Source organism: Marinobacter alkalisoli, assembly GCF_045449795.1.
Classification (GTDB): domain Bacteria; phylum Pseudomonadota; class Gammaproteobacteria; order Pseudomonadales; family Oleiphilaceae; genus Marinobacter.
On record NZ_JBJJLB010000021.1, the window covers coordinates 1 to 18,533 of the forward strand.

Annotated in this window: 13 protein-coding genes, 1 tRNA gene and 1 rRNA gene; 5 read left to right on the top strand and 10 right to left on the bottom strand. The window is 57.4% G+C overall.

Annotated features, from left to right (window positions below; all coding sequences use genetic code 11):
- Positions 1-5: 5 nt before the first annotated feature.
- The 6 genes from ACJO3M_RS09685 to ACJO3M_RS09710 all read right to left on the bottom strand — a co-directional run bounded on the left by ACJO3M_RS09685 (position 6) and on the right by ACJO3M_RS09710 (position 6,538).
- Positions 6-82 (bottom strand) — tRNA-Ile (locus ACJO3M_RS09685).
- Between the two features lie 111 nt (positions 83-193).
- A 16S ribosomal RNA gene (locus ACJO3M_RS09690) occupies positions 194-1,733 on the bottom strand.
- A 574-nt stretch (positions 1,734-2,307) separates the two neighbouring features.
- Complete coding sequence (pssA, locus tag ACJO3M_RS09695; protein ID WP_407001194.1) at positions 2,308-3,153, bottom strand: CDP-diacylglycerol--serine O-phosphatidyltransferase; 846 nt, start codon at positions 3,151-3,153, stop codon at positions 2,308-2,310.
- 89 nt (positions 3,154-3,242) lie between these two features.
- Positions 3,243-4,259 carry a ketol-acid reductoisomerase gene (gene ilvC, locus ACJO3M_RS09700; RefSeq protein ID WP_407001196.1) on the bottom strand — a complete coding sequence of 339 codons (1,017 nt, stop codon included), beginning with the start codon at positions 4,257-4,259 and terminating at the stop codon, positions 3,243-3,245.
- Between the two features lie 66 nt (positions 4,260-4,325).
- Entirely contained in the window at positions 4,326-4,817 is a 492-nt protein-coding gene (gene ilvN / locus ACJO3M_RS09705) for an acetolactate synthase small subunit (RefSeq protein ID WP_070970156.1), read from the bottom strand.
- A gap of 2 nt (positions 4,818-4,819) precedes the next feature.
- Complete coding sequence (locus ACJO3M_RS09710; RefSeq protein WP_406988062.1) at positions 4,820-6,538, bottom strand: acetolactate synthase 3 large subunit; 1,719 nt, start codon at positions 6,536-6,538, stop codon at positions 4,820-4,822.
- 494 nt (positions 6,539-7,032) lie between these two features.
- Between ACJO3M_RS09710 and ACJO3M_RS09715 the strand changes: the two genes are divergently transcribed.
- Positions 7,033-7,506, top strand: a complete 474-nt coding sequence (locus tag ACJO3M_RS09715) for a DUF4124 domain-containing protein (RefSeq protein WP_407001198.1) — start codon at positions 7,033-7,035, stop codon at positions 7,504-7,506.
- Between the two features lie 66 nt (positions 7,507-7,572).
- Here ACJO3M_RS09715 and clpB read toward each other — a convergent pair whose 3' ends face one another.
- The 3 genes from clpB to rluD form a co-directional block, all read right to left on the bottom strand.
- Entirely contained in the window at positions 7,573-10,149 is a 2,577-nt protein-coding gene (gene clpB / locus ACJO3M_RS09720; RefSeq protein WP_407001199.1) for an ATP-dependent chaperone ClpB, read from the bottom strand.
- A 136-nt stretch (positions 10,150-10,285) separates the two neighbouring features.
- Entirely contained in the window at positions 10,286-11,041 is a 756-nt protein-coding gene (pgeF, locus tag ACJO3M_RS09725) for a peptidoglycan editing factor PgeF (protein WP_407001200.1), read from the bottom strand.
- Positions 11,031-12,008, bottom strand: coding sequence for a 23S rRNA pseudouridine(1911/1915/1917) synthase RluD (gene rluD, locus ACJO3M_RS09730; protein WP_407001201.1), 978 nt, complete (start codon positions 12,006-12,008; stop codon positions 11,031-11,033). Before rluD ends, pgeF begins: the two co-directional genes overlap by 11 nt.
- 138 nt (positions 12,009-12,146) lie before the next feature.
- On the opposite strand from rluD, the gene ACJO3M_RS09735 reads away from it, so the two are divergent.
- Positions 12,147-12,980 (top strand): outer membrane protein assembly factor BamD, encoded by an 834-nt coding sequence (locus tag ACJO3M_RS09735; RefSeq protein WP_406988068.1) that lies wholly within the window; start codon positions 12,147-12,149, stop codon positions 12,978-12,980.
- A gap of 28 nt (positions 12,981-13,008) precedes the next feature.
- Here the strand turns inward: ACJO3M_RS09735 and ACJO3M_RS09740 are convergent, their stop codons facing one another.
- Positions 13,009-14,673: an NAD+ synthase gene (locus ACJO3M_RS09740; RefSeq protein WP_407001202.1), complete on the bottom strand. Its 1,665-nt coding sequence runs from the start codon at positions 14,671-14,673 to the stop codon at positions 13,009-13,011.
- 86 nt (positions 14,674-14,759) lie between these two features.
- Here ACJO3M_RS09740 and ACJO3M_RS09745 point away from each other — a divergent pair, with 86 nt between their 5' ends.
- The 3 genes from ACJO3M_RS09745 to ACJO3M_RS09755 all read left to right on the top strand — a co-directional run bounded on the left by ACJO3M_RS09745 (position 14,760) and on the right by ACJO3M_RS09755 (position 18,521).
- Positions 14,760-16,406: a sensor histidine kinase gene (locus tag ACJO3M_RS09745; protein ID WP_407001203.1), complete on the top strand. Its 1,647-nt coding sequence runs from the start codon at positions 14,760-14,762 to the stop codon at positions 16,404-16,406.
- Between the two features lie 44 nt (positions 16,407-16,450).
- Complete coding sequence (locus ACJO3M_RS09750) at positions 16,451-17,839, top strand: sigma-54-dependent transcriptional regulator (protein ID WP_407001204.1); 1,389 nt, start codon at positions 16,451-16,453, stop codon at positions 17,837-17,839.
- A gap of 121 nt (positions 17,840-17,960) precedes the next feature.
- The gene (locus ACJO3M_RS09755) at positions 17,961-18,521 is read left to right on the top strand and encodes a GspH/FimT family pseudopilin (RefSeq protein ID WP_407001205.1); all 561 of its coding nucleotides are present in this window, start codon (positions 17,961-17,963) and stop codon (positions 18,519-18,521) included.
- Positions 18,522-18,533 lie beyond the last annotated feature (12 nt).

Below are 18,533 nucleotides of genomic sequence, written 5' to 3' on the forward strand. Positions count from 1 at the left end.
AATTCTGGTGGGTCTGGGTGGACTTGAACCACCGACCTCACCCTTATCAGGGGTGCGCTCTAACCACCTGAGCTACAGACCCGGTTTTGCTTGTCCTACAACAAGCCAAGTCGGGTCCGAAAGACCCTTTTGCTCTCTTTATTAGCCAACCAAGTAATTCGTGTGGACTCTGACCGAAGCATTCGGCTTCGTTTAAGGAGGTGATCCAGCCGCAGGTTCCCCTACGGCTACCTTGTTACGACTTCACCCCAGTCATGAACCACACCGTGGTGATCGTCCTCCCGAAGGTTAGACTAACCACTTCTGGTGCAATCCACTCCCATGGTGTGACGGGCGGTGTGTACAAGGCCCGGGAACGTATTCACCGTGACATTCTGATTCACGATTACTAGCGATTCCGACTTCACGGAGTCGAGTTGCAGACTCCGATCCGGACTACGATGCGTTTTGTGAGATTAGCTCCCCCTCGCGGGTTTGCAGCCCTCTGTGCGCACCATTGTAGCACGTGTGTAGCCCTGGCCGTAAGGGCCATGATGACCTGACGTCATCCCCACCTTCCTCCGGTTTGTCACCGGCAGTCTCCCTAGAGTTCTCAGCCGAACTGCTAGCAACTAGGGATAGGGGTTGCGCTCGTTACGGGACTTAACCCAACATCTCACGACACGAGCTGACGACGGCCATGCAGCACCTGTGTCAGAGTTCCCGAAGGCACCAATCCATCTCTGGAAAGTTCTCTGCATGTCAAGGCCAGGTAAGGTTCTTCGCGTTGCGTCGAATTAAACCACATGCTCCACCGCTTGTGCGGGCCCCCGTCAATTCATTTGAGTTTTAACCTTGCGGCCGTACTCCCCAGGCGGTCTACTTAGTGCGTTAGCTGCGCCACTAAGACTTCAAGAGTCCCAACGGCTAGTAGACATCGTTTACGGCGTGGACTACCAGGGTATCTAATCCTGTTTGCTCCCCACGCTTTCGCACCTCAGTGTCAGTGTTGGTCCAGGTAGCCGCCTTCGCCACTGGTGTTCCTTCCTATATCTACGCATTTCACCGCTACACAGGAAATTCCACTACCCTCTACCACACTCGAGCCTGACAGTTCGAAATGCCGTTCCCAGGTTAAGCCCGGGGCTTTCACATCTCGCTTATCAAACCACCTACGCGCGCTTTACGCCCAGTAATTCCGATTAACGCTTGCACCCTCCGTATTACCGCGGCTGCTGGCACGGAGTTAGCCGGTGCTTCTTCTGTGAGTAACGTCAAGCCTCATGGGTATTAGCCATAAGGTTTTCCTCCTCACTGAAAGTGCTTTACAACCCGAAAGCCTTCTTCACACACGCGGCATGGCTGGATCAGGGTTGCCCCCATTGTCCAATATTCCCCACTGCTGCCTCCCGTAGGAGTTCGGGCCGTGTCTCAGTCCCGATGTGGCTGATCATCCTCTCAGACCAGCTACGGATCGTCGCCTTGGTAGGCTCTTACCCCACCAACTAGCTAATCCGACTTAGGCACATCCAATAGCGCAAGGTCCGAAGATCCCCTGCTTTCCCCCGAAGGGCGTACGCGGTATTAATCCGGGTTTCCCCGGGCTATCCCCCACTACTGGGCAGTTTCCTAAGCATTACTCACCCGTCCGCCGCTCGTCAGCGGGGAGCAAGCTCCCCCTGTTACCGCTCGACTTGCATGTGTTAAGCCTGCCGCCAGCGTTCAATCTGAGCCATGATCAAACTCTTCAGTTTAAATCATACAAGAATCCGAAGATTCTCTATTCTTGCTCAAGACAAAACTCAATTTCGACGAGTCACTGTCCTGATATTTCGTATCCGAAATACCTCGGCCAGCGCCCACACGAATTACTTGGTTAACTTTTTAAAGAGCGTTCGGGGCTTGCCCGATCAAGGTGGCGTATTCTACATCGCTCCGCCGCCTTGTCAACCGTTTATTTCTCGTTGTCTCCGTCTCCGGAAACCGCCGAAAAATGAACCGGCTTACTGCTGTATCGAGGCGCGCATTCTACACTGAACCGCCACCTTGTCAACTGCTTTCTGAAGAAATTTGAAACTCGCTTTCTTCAATACTTTCAAACAGTTGCCTTCCGAATCCGGAGCCGCCTAAGTGGCTTACCCCTCGAAAGAGATGCGCATTCTACAGAGCTCAGGCGAGGTGTCAACGAGCTTTTCAAACTATTTGGGAGATATTTCGGTTTCCCCCTACCCACTTGCTCAGAATACGCCCAAACTGATCAATCAACCAACAGAACAGGCCGTATCCCCGGGATTTCCGGCCCGATCACTCGGGCCAGAAGATGCCCACTCAGGCGGCGCCGCCTGACTTTCGGCGGGCTTTGCGCGTCAGCGCCAGAAAGGGACCGGACAACCCATAAACCAGGAACCCGGTAAAGAGTACGGTGGCAGGATCCAGAGCGACCACCACAAAGATCAGCACTACCAGCAAGATCGCCGCGAAAGGCACCCGACCCCGCAGGTCCAGATCCTTGAAGCTGCGATACAGGATATTGCTGACCATCAGCACACCACTGCCGCCGACTACTACGATCGTCATGAGCGTCAGCCACGTGGCCGGATCCACATCATGGAAGCACCACACCAGCCCGGCCAAACACGCCGCAGCAGCCGGACTCGGCAACCCGACAAAGAACTTCTTGTCTACGGAACCAATCTGCGTGTTGAACCGCGCCAGGCGCAGAGCAGCCCCGGCCACGTAGATAAAGGTTATTGCCCAACCGACCTGACCCAACTCATTAAGCGACCAAAAGAACGCGACCAGTCCGGGCGCCACGCCAAAGGCCACCATATCCGCCAGGCTGTCGTACTCCTCACCAAACTTGCTCTGGGTGTTGGTCATTCTGGCAACCCGACCGTCCAGACCGTCCAGTATCATGGAGACGAAAATCGCAATCGCGGCATTATCGAACATGCCATTGGCAGCGGACACAATCGCATAGAAACCCGAAAACAATGACGCAGTCGTCAACGCATTCGGCAATAGATAAATGCCTTTGCGCCTCACCGGTGCGCCCTCCACAAGCTCTTCCTCTACAACCTCACCCGGCTCGAACTCATTCACCGAGGAGGCATTGGAAGGTTTGCCGGCCTTTTCGGATTCTTTCGATTCCGGGATTTTCCTGTCTTCAGTCATTCCACTCACTCCGGAAAGCATTTATGCGGAGTATATACGAAAAACGCGGCCACCCGGGCCGCGTTTTCAGAACTTACCGGAAACCCGATTTAGTTCTTGTCCTTGTCCACGATCTTGTTCGCGGTGATCCACGGCATCATACCGCGCAACTTCTCACCAACGGTTTCAATCTCATGGGCCGCATTCTGACGACGACGGGCCGTCATGGACGGGTAGTTCAGAGCCCCTTCGGAGATGAACATCTTCGCGTACTCACCACTCTGGATGCGCTTCAGTGCGTTGCGCATGGCTTCGCGGGACTGCTCGTTGATTACTTCTGGCCCGGTCACGTACTCACCATACTCCGCGTTGTTGGAGATGGAGTAGTTCATGTTGGCGATGCCGCCTTCGTACATCAGGTCAACGATCAACTTGAGCTCATGCAGACACTCGAAGTAGGCCATTTCCGGCGCGTAACCGGCTTCAGTCAGAGTCTCGAAGCCCGCTTTAACCAGCTCAACTGCACCGCCACACAGAACTGCCTGCTCACCGAACAGATCGGTTTCAGTCTCATCCTTGAAGGTGGTTTCGATGATGCCGGTACGACCGCCGCCGATTCCGCTGGCGTAGGACAGGGCCAGGTTCTTGGCGGTACCGGAAGCGTCCTGGAAGATCGCGATCAGGTCAGGAATGCCGCCGCCACGGGTGAACTCGGTGCGAACGGTGTGGCCCGGCGCTTTAGGAGCGACCATGATGACGTCCAGATCCTTGCGCGGAACAATCTGGTTATAGTGGATAGCGAAGCCATGAGCAAATGCCAGGGTAGCGCCCTGCTTCAGGTTCGGCTCGATTTCCGCGGCGTACAGCTGAGCCTGGAACTCGTCAGGAGTCAGGACCATCACCACGTCAGCGGCGGCAACGGCAGACGGTACATCGCTGGTCTTCAGGCCGTAGGCTTCCGCCTTGGCAATGGAAGAAGAACCGGGGCGCAGACCAACGGTGACGTCAACGCCGGACTCTTTCAGGTTGCACGCGTGGGCATGGCCCTGGGAACCGAAACCGATGATGGCCACTTTCTTGCCCTGGATGAGAGAAAGATCGCAATCCTTATCGTAATAAACCTGCATGGGATAACCTCTGTATTGTAACGACCCCGCTTCCGGGGTCATGATTTAAAAATGAACGGGTACCGGTCAGAGACTCAGCACCTTTTCGCCGCGGGCGATACCGGATACACCGGTACGAACAACCTCAAGCACGCCTGACGTGCCCACCGCCTGAATGAAACCATCCAGCTTCTCGCTGTCACCCGCCAGCTGAACCGTATAGACCGAACTGGTCACGTCCACGATCTGACCACGGAAAATATCAACGGTGCGCTTGATCTCAGCACGCTGGGATCCCGTGGCCTTGAGCTTGACCAACATCAACTCGCGCTCAATGTGAGAGCCTTCAGTCAGGTCCACCAGCTTTACCACCTCGATCAGCTTGTTCAACTGTTTGGTGATCTGCTCGATAACCTTGTCCGACCCCGTGGTGGTGACGGTCAGACGAGACAGGGTCTCGTCCTCGGTCGGGGCCACCGTAAGGGTCTCGATGTTGTAGTTGCGCTGGGAAAACAGACCCACAACCCGCGACAGCGCCCCTGGCTCGTTCTCAAGCAAAACAGAAATGATTCGACGCATGATCACACCCTCTCCGTCTTGCTGAGCCACATGTCTTTCATGGAACCACGAGCCACCTGCATCGGATACACGTGCTCAAACCGATCCACGTAAATATCCACGAATACCAGCTTGTCCTTCATGGCCAACACTTCTTTCAGCTTGGTTTCCAGGTCTTCCTTACGGTCGATCCGGACTCCCACGTGGCCATAGGCTTCCGCCAGCTTGACGAAGTCCGGCAGGGATTCCATGTAGGACTGGGAATGGCGGGACTCGTAGTTCATGTCCTGCCATTGCTTGACCATGCCCAGGGCCTGGTTGTTGAGGTTAATGATCTTCACCGGCAGATTGTACTGATTACAGGTGGACAGCTCCTGAATGTTCATCTGGATACTGCCTTCACCGGTGATACAGAGCACCTCGTCGTCCGGATGAGTCAGCTTGACCCCCATAGCCGCCGGCAAGCCAAAGCCCATGGTCCCCAGGCCACCGGAGTTGATCCAGCGGTTGGGCTTGTCAAACTTGTAGTACTGGGCCGCGAACATCTGGTGCTGCCCCACGTCGGAGGTGACAAACGCTTCACCCTTGGTCAGCCGGCACAACGTTTCAATCACTTCCTGCGGCTTGATCACGTCCGGACTGGTTTCATAACGCATGCCATGGAAGGCGCGCCACTCTTCAATCTGCTTCCACCAGGACGCAAGGGCATCCGCATCGGGCTTTTCCTTGCTTTCCTTGACGAGCGAGATCATCTCTTTGAGCACCGCATCGACCGGCCCCACGATAGGCACATCCGCATCAATGGTCTTGGAGATGGAAGCCGGATCAATGTCGATGTGGACAATCCGCGCCCCGGGACAGAATTTCTCGGTGGCGTTGGTAACACGGTCATCGAAGCGCGCACCCACACAGAGGATCAGATCCGAATGGTGCATCGCCATATTGGACTCATAGGTGCCATGCATACCCAACCAGCCCAGATGCTGCTTGTCAGAGGCCGGGTAACACCCGATACCCATCAGGGTGTTGGTGATGGGATGACCCAGCATGCGCACCAGCTCGGTCAACTGACCAGAGGCCTTGCCCAGAATAACGCCGCCACCCGCATAGATGATCGGACGCTTGGCCGCCAGCAGCATGTCCACAGCCTTCTTGATCTGCCCGGCATGGCCACGGATCGCAGGATTGTAGGAACGCAGCTTGACCTTCTTGGGGAAAACGTACTCGTAACGCTCATTCGGCGTGGTCATATCCTTGGGGATATCCACCACAACCGGACCGGGACGGCCAGTCGAAGCAATGTAGTATGCCTTGCGAATCACCTCGGGAATTTCCTCGGGGTGACGTACGCTCAGGTTGTGTTTTACCACAGGACGGGAGACACCGATCATATCGGTTTCCTGGAATGCATCCTCACCTATCAGGGTGGATGCAACCTGACCGCACAGAACCACCATGGGGATGGAATCCATGAACGCAGTGGCAATGCCGGTAATAGTGTTGGTGGCTCCAGGACCCGAGGTCACCAGTACGGTACCTGGTTTTCCGGTTGCGCGAGCATAACCGTCGGCCATATGGACCGCGGCCTGTTCGTGCCGAACCAGAATATGCTTGACTTTGTCCTGCCTGAACAGCGCATCATAAATATGAAGGGCTGCACCACCCGGATAGCCGTATATGTATTCGATACCCTCATCTTGAAGGGACCGGATCAGCATATCGGCGCCAGACAATAACTCCACGATTTTCTACCCTCTTCTACGAGTGAATGAGCCGGGAAAAATCCCGGTTGCCTGGATACCCGGCCTGCCTGCTTCTTGTGAAAGCGGCACCGGCTGCTCCTCCACACTACCTTTAAGAGGTTGTCTCCTGGCCAGCCGCCCTCCTGAGGGTTGCGGAGAACGGCCAATCGACGGTTGCAAATGAGCAACAACCATCCCGCGACCTGTGCGCGGCGCGTTCAGTGTGGTGATTAACGGGGGATACTCGCTCGGGATTGCCTGCCGTATTGACCCCTGTCTTCAGGCAATCGGTAATTTTGACAGCGGGAAACTCCCTGTCAATAGCATCGCGTTGATTCTATACCCATACTGGCAACAGGTCTGCCATACTTTGTTCGAGTATTTGAACCAGGCGAGAGAAAAACCGGCCAGCGGATGGCATGATAAAACCACCGAAATACAATGGAGCAGCCCCAGTTCTGCCCCGAAACGGCTAATGCGAGATGAGTATAGCAATGAACAAAAGAATCCTGACACTGGCCATCATTCTGGCCGTTGCCCCATTTGCCGCCACCGGCGCTTCCGTCTACAAGTGGACCGACGAAAATGGCGTAACCCACTTTGGCGACCGACAACCAACCGGCAAGCAGTCAGAGCGGGTCAGCGTTCGCACCGGGAAATCCTCGGGCGGCCAACAACGCCAGAGCCCCCAGGAACAACTGGATGAGCTTGAAGCACGTGAAGCGGATGAAGCCGGTAAGCGTGAAGAATCCGCCGTGGAGGAAGCCCGCCGCAAACAACGGGAAGCCAATTGCTCGACAGCCCGCAACAACCTGGACCTCCTTGATCGCAACAGCCGGATTCGCATTGAAGAGGACGGAGAGCAACGCTACCTGTCTCCGGAAGAAATAGAGGAGCAACGCGAGAAGTTCCAGGAAATCGCGGACGAGAATTGCGGAGCCGAGGGCGAAGACCAAGGCGAACGTTAAACAAAGAGAATAAAAAGGGGCGATCAAACTGACCGCCCCCTTTCTGATTTCAGGACTGCACAACGATCAGGCTTTGGCAAAAACCAGTTTGTGCTCCTGCACGGTTCCCCGGATGGTATCCCCGGGCAAAAACTCTCCCTGCAGCAAGCGCTGCGCCAACGGATTCTCGATCATCCGCTGAATCGCCCGCTTCAGTGGCCGCGCACCGTAGACCGGGTCGTAGCCCACTTCCGCCAGCAGCTCCATGGCGGCATCGTCCAGCTCCAGCTTCATATCCTGATCCTTCAGGCGCTGGCTGAGCGATTCGACCTGGATCCTGGCAATCCCCTGAATCTGGCTCTCCGCCAGCGGATGGAAGACCACGACTTCGTCCACGCGGTTGATGAACTCGGGACGGAAATGCGTGCCCACAACTTCCATCACCGCATTCTTCATGGATTCATAGTTTTCCTCACCCGCTTTCTGCTGGATGATGTCGGACCCCAGGTTCGACGTCATCACGATAACGGTGTTGCGAAAATCCACCGTTCTGCCCTGGCCATCGGTCAGGCGACCGTCCTCCAGTACCTGCAACAGGATGTTGAACACATCCGGATGAGCTTTCTCAACCTCATCGAGCAGCAGCACCGAATAAGGACGACGACGGACCGCTTCGGTCAGGTAACCGCCCTCTTCGTAGCCGACATAGCCCGGAGGCGCGCCAATCAGCCGGGCCACGGAGTGCTTCTCCATGAATTCCGACATGTCGATGCGCACCATCGCCTCTTCGGTATCGAACAGGAACGAGGCCAGCGCCTTGCACAGCTCCGTCTTACCGACACCGGTCGGACCTAGAAACAGAAACGAACCATTGGGCCGGTTAGGATCCGACAGCCCCGCGCGGGAACGGCGTACCGCGTTGGATACCGCTTCCACTGCCTCTTCCTGACCAATCACCCGGCCATGGAGCGCCTCTTCCATGCGCATCAGCTTGTCGCGCTCGCCTTCCAGCATCTTGGAAACGGGAATGCCCGTCCACTTGGAGACAATCTCGGCAATTTCCTCGTCCGTCACACGGTTGCGCAGCAGTTTCATCTCCATCATCTCGGCCTGGCTGGCCATATCCAGCTGGCGCTCCAGTTCCGGAATCCTGCCGTATTGCAGTTCGGACATGCGCCCCAGATCACCGCTGCGGCGGGCGTTTTCCAGATCAATCCGGGCCTGCTCCAGCTGGCTCTTGATCTTCTGGGAACCGTGCAACGCAGCCTTTTCGGTGTTCCACACCTCTTCCAGATCGGCGTATTCACGCTCAACCTTTGAAATCACATCCGACAACTCTTCCAGACGTTTTTTCGAGGCGGCATCGGTTTCTTTTTTCAGCGCCTCCCGCTCGATCTTGAGCTGAATCAGGCGGCGTTCCAGGCGGTCCAGCGCTTCCGGTTTGGAATCCATTTCCATACGGATCTGGCTCGCCGCCTCGTCCACCAGATCAATCGCCTTGTCCGGCAACTGACGATCGGCGATATAACGATGGGACAGCTTGGCAGCGGCAATAATCGCCCCGTCGGTCACCTCGACCCCGTGGTGAACTTCGTAACGTTCCTTCAGACCACGCAGGATGGCGATGGTATCTTCTTCGTTCGGCTCGCTGACCAGTACTTTCTGGAAACGGCGCTCCAGGGCAGCATCTTTCTCGATATTCTCGCGATACTCGTCCAGGGTTGTGGCGCCCACGCAGTGCAGCTCGCCCCGGGCCAACGCCGGCTTGAGCATATTGCCCGCATCCATGGAACCTTCCGCCTTGCCGGCGCCCACCACGGTATGGATCTCATCGATGAACAGAATGATCTGGCCTTCCTGCTTCGACAGCTCATTCAGCACCGCCTTCAGGCGTTCCTCGAACTCACCCCGGAACTTAGCGCCGGCAATCAGTGAGCCCATATCCAGGGACAGTACCTTTTTGTCCTTCAGGCCATCCGGAACTTCGCCATTCACAATTCGCTGGGCCAGGCCCTCGACAATGGCGGTCTTACCTACGCCAGGTTCGCCGATCAGCACCGGGTTGTTCTTGCGACGACGCTGCAGGACCTGAATGGTGCGGCGAATCTCGTCGTCACGACCAATCACCGGGTCCAGTTTGCCCGCTTCGGCGCGTTCAGTAAGGTCAATGGTGTACTTTGACAGCGCCTGCCGGCTCTCCTCGGCGGCCGCGTCGTCCACCGGCTCGCCACCGCGAACCTCATCAATGGCCTTTTCCAGGGCGGCCTTGTCCACGCCCTGCTCCCGCAGAATCCGTCCGAGGGTGCCGCGGTCTTCCAGGGCGGCCAGCAACATCAGCTCGCTGGAGATGAACTGGTCCTTGCGTTTTTGCGCCAGCTTGTCGGCGATGTTGAACAGTCGCCCCATGTCATTGGACATGGAGACGTCACCAGCAGAACCCTGAACCTCCGGCAGGTGCTCAATCTCCCGGGCAATGGCCTGGCGAACCCGGCCCGGCTCCACGCCAACCTGCTTCAACAGCGGCTTGATCGAGCTGGAGTCCTGATCCAGCAGCGCCTGCATCAGGTGAACGGGCTCGATAAAATTGTGATCCTTGCCGACCGCAAGTGACTGCGCATCCGCAAGAGCGGTCTGCAGCCGGCTGGTGAGTTTGTCGATTCGCATAATCTGTTTTCCCCGATTCGGTATCTGGATGCCCGGGCGTTTTGCCGACATCCTGTTTGCTTTGACATTAAATGTAGGGGCAACCGGGGGGACTTCAAGCGGCGACAGGCAGAAACTGTCAGAAAATTGACGGGCGTCAGCTATTATCGGTTATCCAGATCAGGCTGGCCATGCGGCCGGTCTGTCCATCGCGACGATAGGAAAAGAAGCGTTGTGGCTCTGACACGGTGCAAAAATCTCCACCGTAGACCTGACGAACCCCACATTCAGCGAGACGCTGCCGGGCCAGAAGATAGATGTCCGCCATAAAGTGCCCCGCCCGTGCGCCTTCCTCCGAGAATGCGCTGGCCGCTGCCGGATCATGGCACAGGAAAGCTTCCCGCACTTCGGGGCCAACCTCAAAGTGTTCCGGGCCGATGGCGGGGCCAAGCCAGGCCATCAATTCTGTCGGCTTGCCGCCCATGTCATCCACCAGCGCTTCAAGCACGCCACCACACAGGCTGCGCCAACCGGCGTGGGCAGCACCCACCCGTGTGCCGGATTCATCGCACAGCAATACCGGCAGGCAATCCGCCGTCATGATCACACAGGCCTGGCCAGCCTGAAGCGTATAACTGGCATCGGCCCGGGGAACACCGTTAACCGGCAGGGAAGCCACCTCTGTGCCGTGAACCTGCTCAAGCCAACCAATGTCACCGGGCCCGATCCCCGCCATGGTCGCCAGACGCTGTCGGTTTTCCTGGACCCGGGCAGGATCGTCACCCACATGGGAACCGAGATTGAAGGAATCCCAGGGCGCCTCACTCACTCCCCCGAGGCGCGTGGAATACACCGCCCGGACTCGCCCGGGCGCGGGCCAGTCCGGCTTGATCAGAGGCATATCAGAATTCATCGCTCTCCAGATCCTTAACGTGCTGGCGCAGCGCGGCCAGCAGATGCTCCATATCCTCAGGCAAAGGCACTTCCCAGGTCAGAATCTCTCCGGTTTCCGGATGCTCCAGGGTCAACTGGCGCGCATGCAGCGCCTGACGCTGAAATGCCGCCAGCACCTCCCGCAATTCTTCAGTGGTGCCTTTCGGCAATCGCAGCCGGCCGCCGTAGAGCGGATCACCGATCAACGGATGCTTCACATGGGCCATATGGACACGAATCTGGTGGGTACGACCACTCTCCAGTTTGCAGCGAACATGGGTGTGGGCAGCAAATCGCTCCACCAGCCGGTAGTGAGTAACCGCCGGTTTGCCCGTCGGCACTACGGCCATCTTCTTACGCTCGCGGGGGTGACGACCAATAGGCGCATCCACGGTGGCACCGCCAGTCAAGGTGCCCACCACCACGGCTTCGTATTCACGCCCCATGGTGCGACTCTGCAGCTGGCCCACCAGGGAGGTGTGGGCAATCAGGCTGCGAGCCACCACCATGATGCCGGAGGTATCCTTGTCGAGACGGTGAACGATGCCCGCCCGGGGCAGGTTTTCCACTTCCGGCGCGTAATTAAGCAGTGCATTGACCAGTGTTCCGTCTGCATGCCCCGCGGCAGGATGCACCACCAGCCCGGCCGGTTTGTTGATGACCAGCAGATGCTCATCCTCGTAGACCACATCGAGGGTGATCGATTCCGCCTGCCAGCTCACCTGCGCCTCCGGCTCGGCATCCAGCTCCAGGCGATCATCGAGCATCACCTTGTCCCGTGGCTTGCGATTTTCTCCGTTGACGGTCAAGGCGCCGCTTTTGATCCAGCCCTGAAGACGCGAGCGGGAATGCTCCGGCATCAGCTCCGCCGCGGCCTGGTCCAAGCGGCGGTCACTCAATTCCGGCGGAACGGAAAAAGCAGCGGTAATACGGTTTTCAGCAGACATTAAGCCCCCGGGGCCATTGGTGTTGTGTTACGTTTCAGTCAGAAATTTTCAATCAGATTGGCCAGCCACTGCACAAGTCAAAGGTTCCCCGTTACAATGGCCGATCATTCGCTTTCAGTCATTATACGGGATTCCGGCATGAGATCAGTTGTTCGATTATTGCTACTGACCACCACAGCGCTGTTGATCAGTGCCTGTGCTTCCAACAAACAGGAAGAAGTGCTGCCGGAAGAAACCTATTACGAGAACGCCCGCCAGGCCATGAACTCCGGCAATTTCAACGAGGCAGAACGGAATCTCGATTTTCTGGAAACCTACTACCCATTCGGCCGCTATGCCGAGCAGGCCCAGATGGACCTGATCTATGCACGCTACCAGAATCTGGATCTTGAGGGTGCGCGAGCCGCAGCTGACCGGTTCCTGCGCCTGAACCCGCAGAGCGAACACGCGGACTATGCCATGTACATGCGGGGCCTGGCCTCCTACAACCTGGATATCGGCCTGGCCGCACGCTACTTCCCGATCGATGTTGCCGCACGTGATCCGGGCGAGCAACGCCAGGCGTTCCGTGATTTTTCTGATCTGCTGAACCGTTATCCGAACAGCGAATACGCACCGGATGCACGTCAGCGCATGATCGCCATCCGCAACCGCATGGCCGAACTGGAAATCCATGCGGCCCGTTACTACATCAAGCGGGAAGCCTACATTGCCGCCAACAACCGCGCCCGCTACGTGGTGGAAAACTATTCCACATCGCCGTCCGTTGAGGAGGCACTGGTTATCCTGGCAGAGACCTTCCGCTTCATGGATCTGAACAAGGCCGCCGACGATGCCATCGCCCTGCTTTCGCAGAATTACCCGGACAGCAATGCGTTTGACGACAACGGTGAATTTGTACCCAGCCTGCTGAAGCGAGAGGACCGCTCTCTCTCAAGCGTTGTGACCTTCGGCCTGATGGGAGACGAGTAATCCCGGCCGGGAAATAGGGCCTGCGTCCCTATTTCCCGCTGCGCCACCCGTTGGTGATCGGATAACGACGATCCTTGCCAAATCCCCGCTCGGTAATGCGAACCCCGATGGGCGCCTGACGCCGCTTGTATTCGTTGATGTCCACCAGGCGGATGATCCGCTCCACATCGGTGCGGTCAAAGCCCTCCGCGACAATCGCGTCCGCACTGAAGTCCCGTTCCACATACAGATTCAGGATCTGATCCAGCACATCGTAGCCCGGCAGGCTATCCTCGTCCTTCTGGTCCGGCGCCAGTTCCGCGGACGGCGGGCGCGTGATCACGCGTTCCGGGATGACGGATGACACGGTATTACGGTACCTGGCAAGCCTGAACACCAGGGTTTTGGGCACATCCTTCAGCACGTCAAAACCACCCGCCATATCGCCGTAGAGCGTGGAATAGCCAACGGCCATCTCGCTCTTGTTACCCGTTGTCAGCACCAATGACCCGAACTTGTTGGACAGGGACATCAGCAACACGCCCCTCAACCGAGCCTGGAGGTTCTCTTCGGTGGTATCCGGCCTTGTGCCTTCAAACGGTTTCTCCAGAGTCGCCATGAACGCGTCGTACATGGGCTCGATAGAGAACACGTCATACTGAACTCCAAGGGCAACCGCTTCCGCTTCGGCGTCTTCGAGACTCATTCCCGAGGTGTAGCGGAACGGCATCATCACCGCCCGGACCCGCTCGGGCCCCAGGGCATCAGCCGCAACCGCCAGCGTCACCGCGGAATCGATCCCACCGGATAACCCGAGGACAACGGATTTAAAGCCATTCTTGTTGACGTAATCCCGCACCCCAAGCACGAGAGCGTTGTACACATTCGCCTCCAGCGACGGCTCCTCAGGCAGGGGTTGGGAGACTGGCTGGCACGGATGTTCACACAGGAAATCCACCGGGAACAGGCCCTCTACAAACTGCGGCGCTTCCACATCCAGCCGGCCGGAATGATCAAACACCATGGAGCCGCCATCGAAGACCAGTTCATCCTGCCCGCCGACCAGGTTCACGTATACAATGCTCACCCGGTTTTCCCGGGACTTGCGCTCCAGCAACGCTTTGCGGCGTACCTGCTTGTCAATATCATAGGGAGACGCGTTAAGGTTCAGGATCAACTGCGCTCCGGCAGCGGCGGCGTCTTCCACCGGCCCGTCACTCCAGAGATCCTCGCAGACGGTGATCCCCACCTGTATGCCATGGATAGGCACGACCAGTGTTTCCTGTCCTTCGGCAAAATACCGCTTCTCGTCGAAGACCTGGTAATTCGGCGGGAACCGTTTGAAATAGCGTCCCGAGACATCCCCCCTTTCAATGACGACCGCCGAGTTGTAGAGCAGACCGCCCTGGCGCATCGGCGCCCCGATCACAATGGCAGGCTCGAGATTCGCCTGACAGAGAGCATCCAGAGCCTCACCCACCCGCACTTCCAGGCTGGGCCTCAGCAGCAGGTCTTCTGGCGGGTAGCCCGTCAGGCACAGCTCCGGAAACACCACAATATCGGCCTGGTGTTCTTTCTGGGCCTTCTTTGTTGCCTCGATCACAGCCCGGGTGTTGCCCGGAATATCCCCCACCAGGAAATCCAGTTGCGCCATCACCACACGCAGTTTTCGGGGTTCCGTGCCAGCGGAGGACGGTTGCTGTGAGACGGACATAGAGACAGCTCCTGTAACTTATTGCCATGAAAAGGCTATTATAACCCTTCAAGGCAACGGAATTCTCCCGGGAACCCCAACCAATTATGGTAAAAACGGCAACCAGCCCCGAACAAAGCTGGCCAGACAGTCCCCCAGTGACGCAGCGGGTCAAGCTGTTCCGCATCTACAATCACTACCGCGTGGTCATCAGCCTGATGCTGGTCGCCTTGCTGTTTGTGGATCCAGTGAACTTCGATACCCGCTTCCGCATGCAGGATTACTATCAGGCCGGGGTCGTCAGTTACTTCGCCCTGAACTGCTTCATTGCCCTCATCATGTTGCCGGGCTTCCAGCCCAGCCAGCGGCACATAACGCTCTCGGTTCTGCTGGACATTCTGATCATGCACGGCCTGCTGCTGACCAGCACAGGCATCACCAGCGGCCTGGCGAACCTAGTGATTGTGTCGGTAGCGGCGGGCAACATCCTGACGCCCAGTCGCATGGGAACCTTCTACGCGGCCCTGGCGGCCATTTGCTCGCTGGGTATTTCCAGTTGGGCCACGCTTGTGTTGGACCATTCCGCAGATGACATTGTTCGTGCGGGCTCCCTGGGGATTCTCTATTTTGCGGCTGCCTTCATCCTTCAGAACATCTCCAGGCGCATGGTACGCAGCGAGGCCCTGGCCACCTCCAGGGCCCGCAGCATAGCGGAACTGGAACAAATCAACCGCCAGATCATCCAGCGCATGCGCACCGGTATACTGGTGCTTGACCGGTTCGGCCAGATCCGCCTGGCCAACGCCGCAGCCGAGGAACTGTTGTTCGGCGCCCAGACCGAAAAATCCGACAATGGCAACCGGGGACGCCATCTGCCCCAGCCACTTGGCCTCGGCCTGGAGGCCTGGCTCAAGGATCCCTCTCGCAAGACGGAGCCCTTCCAGGCATCACCGACGTCACCGCTGCTGCAGGTAAACTTTACCCGGCTTGACCAGGAACGTGGTGATCACATCCTCGTGTTTATTGAGGACATGAGCAAAGTCACCCAGCAGGCGCAGCAAATGAAGCTGGCGTCCCTGGGCCGGCTGACCGCGGGTATTGCCCATGAGATCCGCAACCCGCTGGGGGCGATCAGCCACGCGGCGCAGCTGATGGAAGAATCCCCCCATCTGGACAAGGGTGATCAACAGATGCTCGACATCATCCAGCGCCATTCCAGGCGGGTAAACGGTATCATCGAAAACGTGTTGGATCTTTCCCGGCGACGAGTGGCCAATAGTGAGCTCTTTGATGTAACCGCATGGCTTCGCGAGTTCAGGGATGAGTACCTGCAAACACAGAACAACGAAAGGCAACCGCCCACCGAGATCAAACTGATTCTGGATTCAGGCATTCCACCGGCCCGGTTCGATAAGAGCCAGATCGAACAGGTGCTGGTGAATCTCTGCGATAATGGATTGCGGTATAGTGAGCAGCGCACCGGCAAGCGATACATCGAACTGCATGCCGGCCCCACGGCAGATGGTGAACGGGCCTACCTGGACGTTCGGGATATTGGTGCCGGTATCGCACCGGATCAGCGGGCATCGGTTTTTGAGCCATTCTTCACAACCGATAAAAGCGGCACGGGCCTCGGACTTTATCTGGCCCGGGAACTGTGCGAGGCTAACCAGGCCCATCTTTCCCTGGTGGAAGACGATAAATCCGGCTGCTGTTTTCGCATTACCTTCGCTCACCCGGGGCGAATGATTTAACGCCAGCGGATCAAAGTATAACGATAGAGAACCAATACCTGACAATGACCACTCACACTGCGCTGATCGTAGACGACGAACCGGACATCCGGGACCTTCTGGAAATTACTCTGACCCGCATGGGCATCAAAACCCTGACCGCGCCGGATATCACCAGCGCCAGGCAGCTCCTGGAAGAGCATCGACCTCACCTCTGCCTGACCGACATGAACCTGCCGGACGGCAATGGCATCGACCTGGTGCACTGGATTCAACAACATACGCCCTGCACCCCGGTAGCCGTCATTACCGCCTACGGCAATATGGACACGGCGATTGAATCCCTGAAAGCCGGCGCCTTCGATTTTGTTTCCAAGCCTGTGGAACTGCCGCGCCTGCGGGAACTGGTCAACAGCGCGCTCAAACTCTCCGAACCGAAACCGGAGTCCGACGACGCTGCGCCGGATGAACCCGGCCTGCTTCTGGGCAAGTCAGCAGAAATCAAACGGCTGCGCACTCAGGTCCGCAAACTGGCGAGAAGCCAGGCGCCGGTGTTTATCAGCGGCGAATCCGGCAGCGGCAAGGAACTGGTTGCACGGATGATTCATTTGCAGGGCCCCAGAAGGGAAGGCCCTTTCATCGCCGTTAACTGTGGCGCCATTCCTTCCGAGTTAATGGAAAGCGAGTTCTTCGGCCACAAAAAAGGAAGTTTCACCGGTGCGGTGGATAACAAGGACGGCCTGTTCCGCACAGCCGATGGCGGCACCCTGTTCCTCGACGAAGTCGCAGACCTGCCCATCGCCATGCAGGTAAAACTGCTCAGGGCCATCCAGGAAAAGGCCGTACGGCCAGTGGGAGACACCAGGGAAATCCCCGTGGACATCCGCGTGCTAAGCGCTACCCACAAAAACCTGCCGGAACTGGTGCAGGAAGGTACGTTCCGCCAGGATCTGTTCTACCGGATCAATGTCATTGAGCTTGCCGTCCCCCCCTTGCGGGAACGCCCCGATGACATTGCGTTGCTCGCCAACCACATCCTGGAACGCATTGCCCGGGAATATGAGTGCGAGCCCGCAACCCTGACATCCGATGCCATCGAACGCCTCAAGGATTATGACTTTCCCGGGAACGTCCGCGAACTTGAGAACATCCTGGAACGGGCATTCACCCTGTGCGACAACGACCGGATCGGCGCCTCCGATCTCCATTTGGGCAACGCCCCCACGCCGCCAGGATTGGGTGGCGCGGCAACAAGAGAAATCACCCGTAATGCCGAGCAGGCTGATGTGCCCGATGGTGAGATAGACCTGGAAGGTTACCTCGAAACCATTGAACGCCAGGCGATCGAGAAGGCGCTGGAGGCGACCCGCTGGAATAAGACTGCGGCGGCCAAGCGGCTGGGGATCAGTTTCAGGGCGTTGCGGTATCGGTTGAAGAAGTTGGGGATGGAGTGAAACCAAAGCACAGAGACCAGATACAGATCACATAACTCAGAGCAGTCTTCCTTAAACTGATCTCCGGGCTCATGCAGGATGCAAGAGCCCTCGACAATGCACGATAACAGGGAATGTTTCTATGCGTACTGCCACCACTTCGGCGGGGTTTACCCTGCTGGAACTGCTTGTAACGATCACCATACTTTCAGTGCTGCTTGGCTTCGCCAATTACAGCTGGAACGCGTGGGCTGACAGGGGAAGGTTGCGCGCCAGCCTTGAGAACTATCATTCCCTCTTTGCCTACGCGCGTTGGGCTGCAGCGAGCCACAGACAACTGGTGACCGTGTGCCCTCTCTCAGCGGATAATCAATGTACCGATGACTGGCAGCGGCCGATCTCCGTATTCATCGACCATAATAACGACAAGCAACCCGATGACAACAGCATACTCCGACAGCTCACTGCTGGCTCGGGATCATTCGACATCCGGTCAAGAACGGGTGGACGCGGTTACTTCCAGTTCAACAGCGAGGGGATGATTCACGGCGCGACCGGCAGCCTGGTGTTATGCCCGGGCCGCCGGACCACAGCCACAATGGTCTATATGGCGCTCAACAAGGGCGGGAGATTCAGAGTTCAGTACGACGAAGACGGTGACAATAAGATTCGCCTGAGCTGGGGAGCCACCATCACCTGTTAGGAAGGGCCGCCA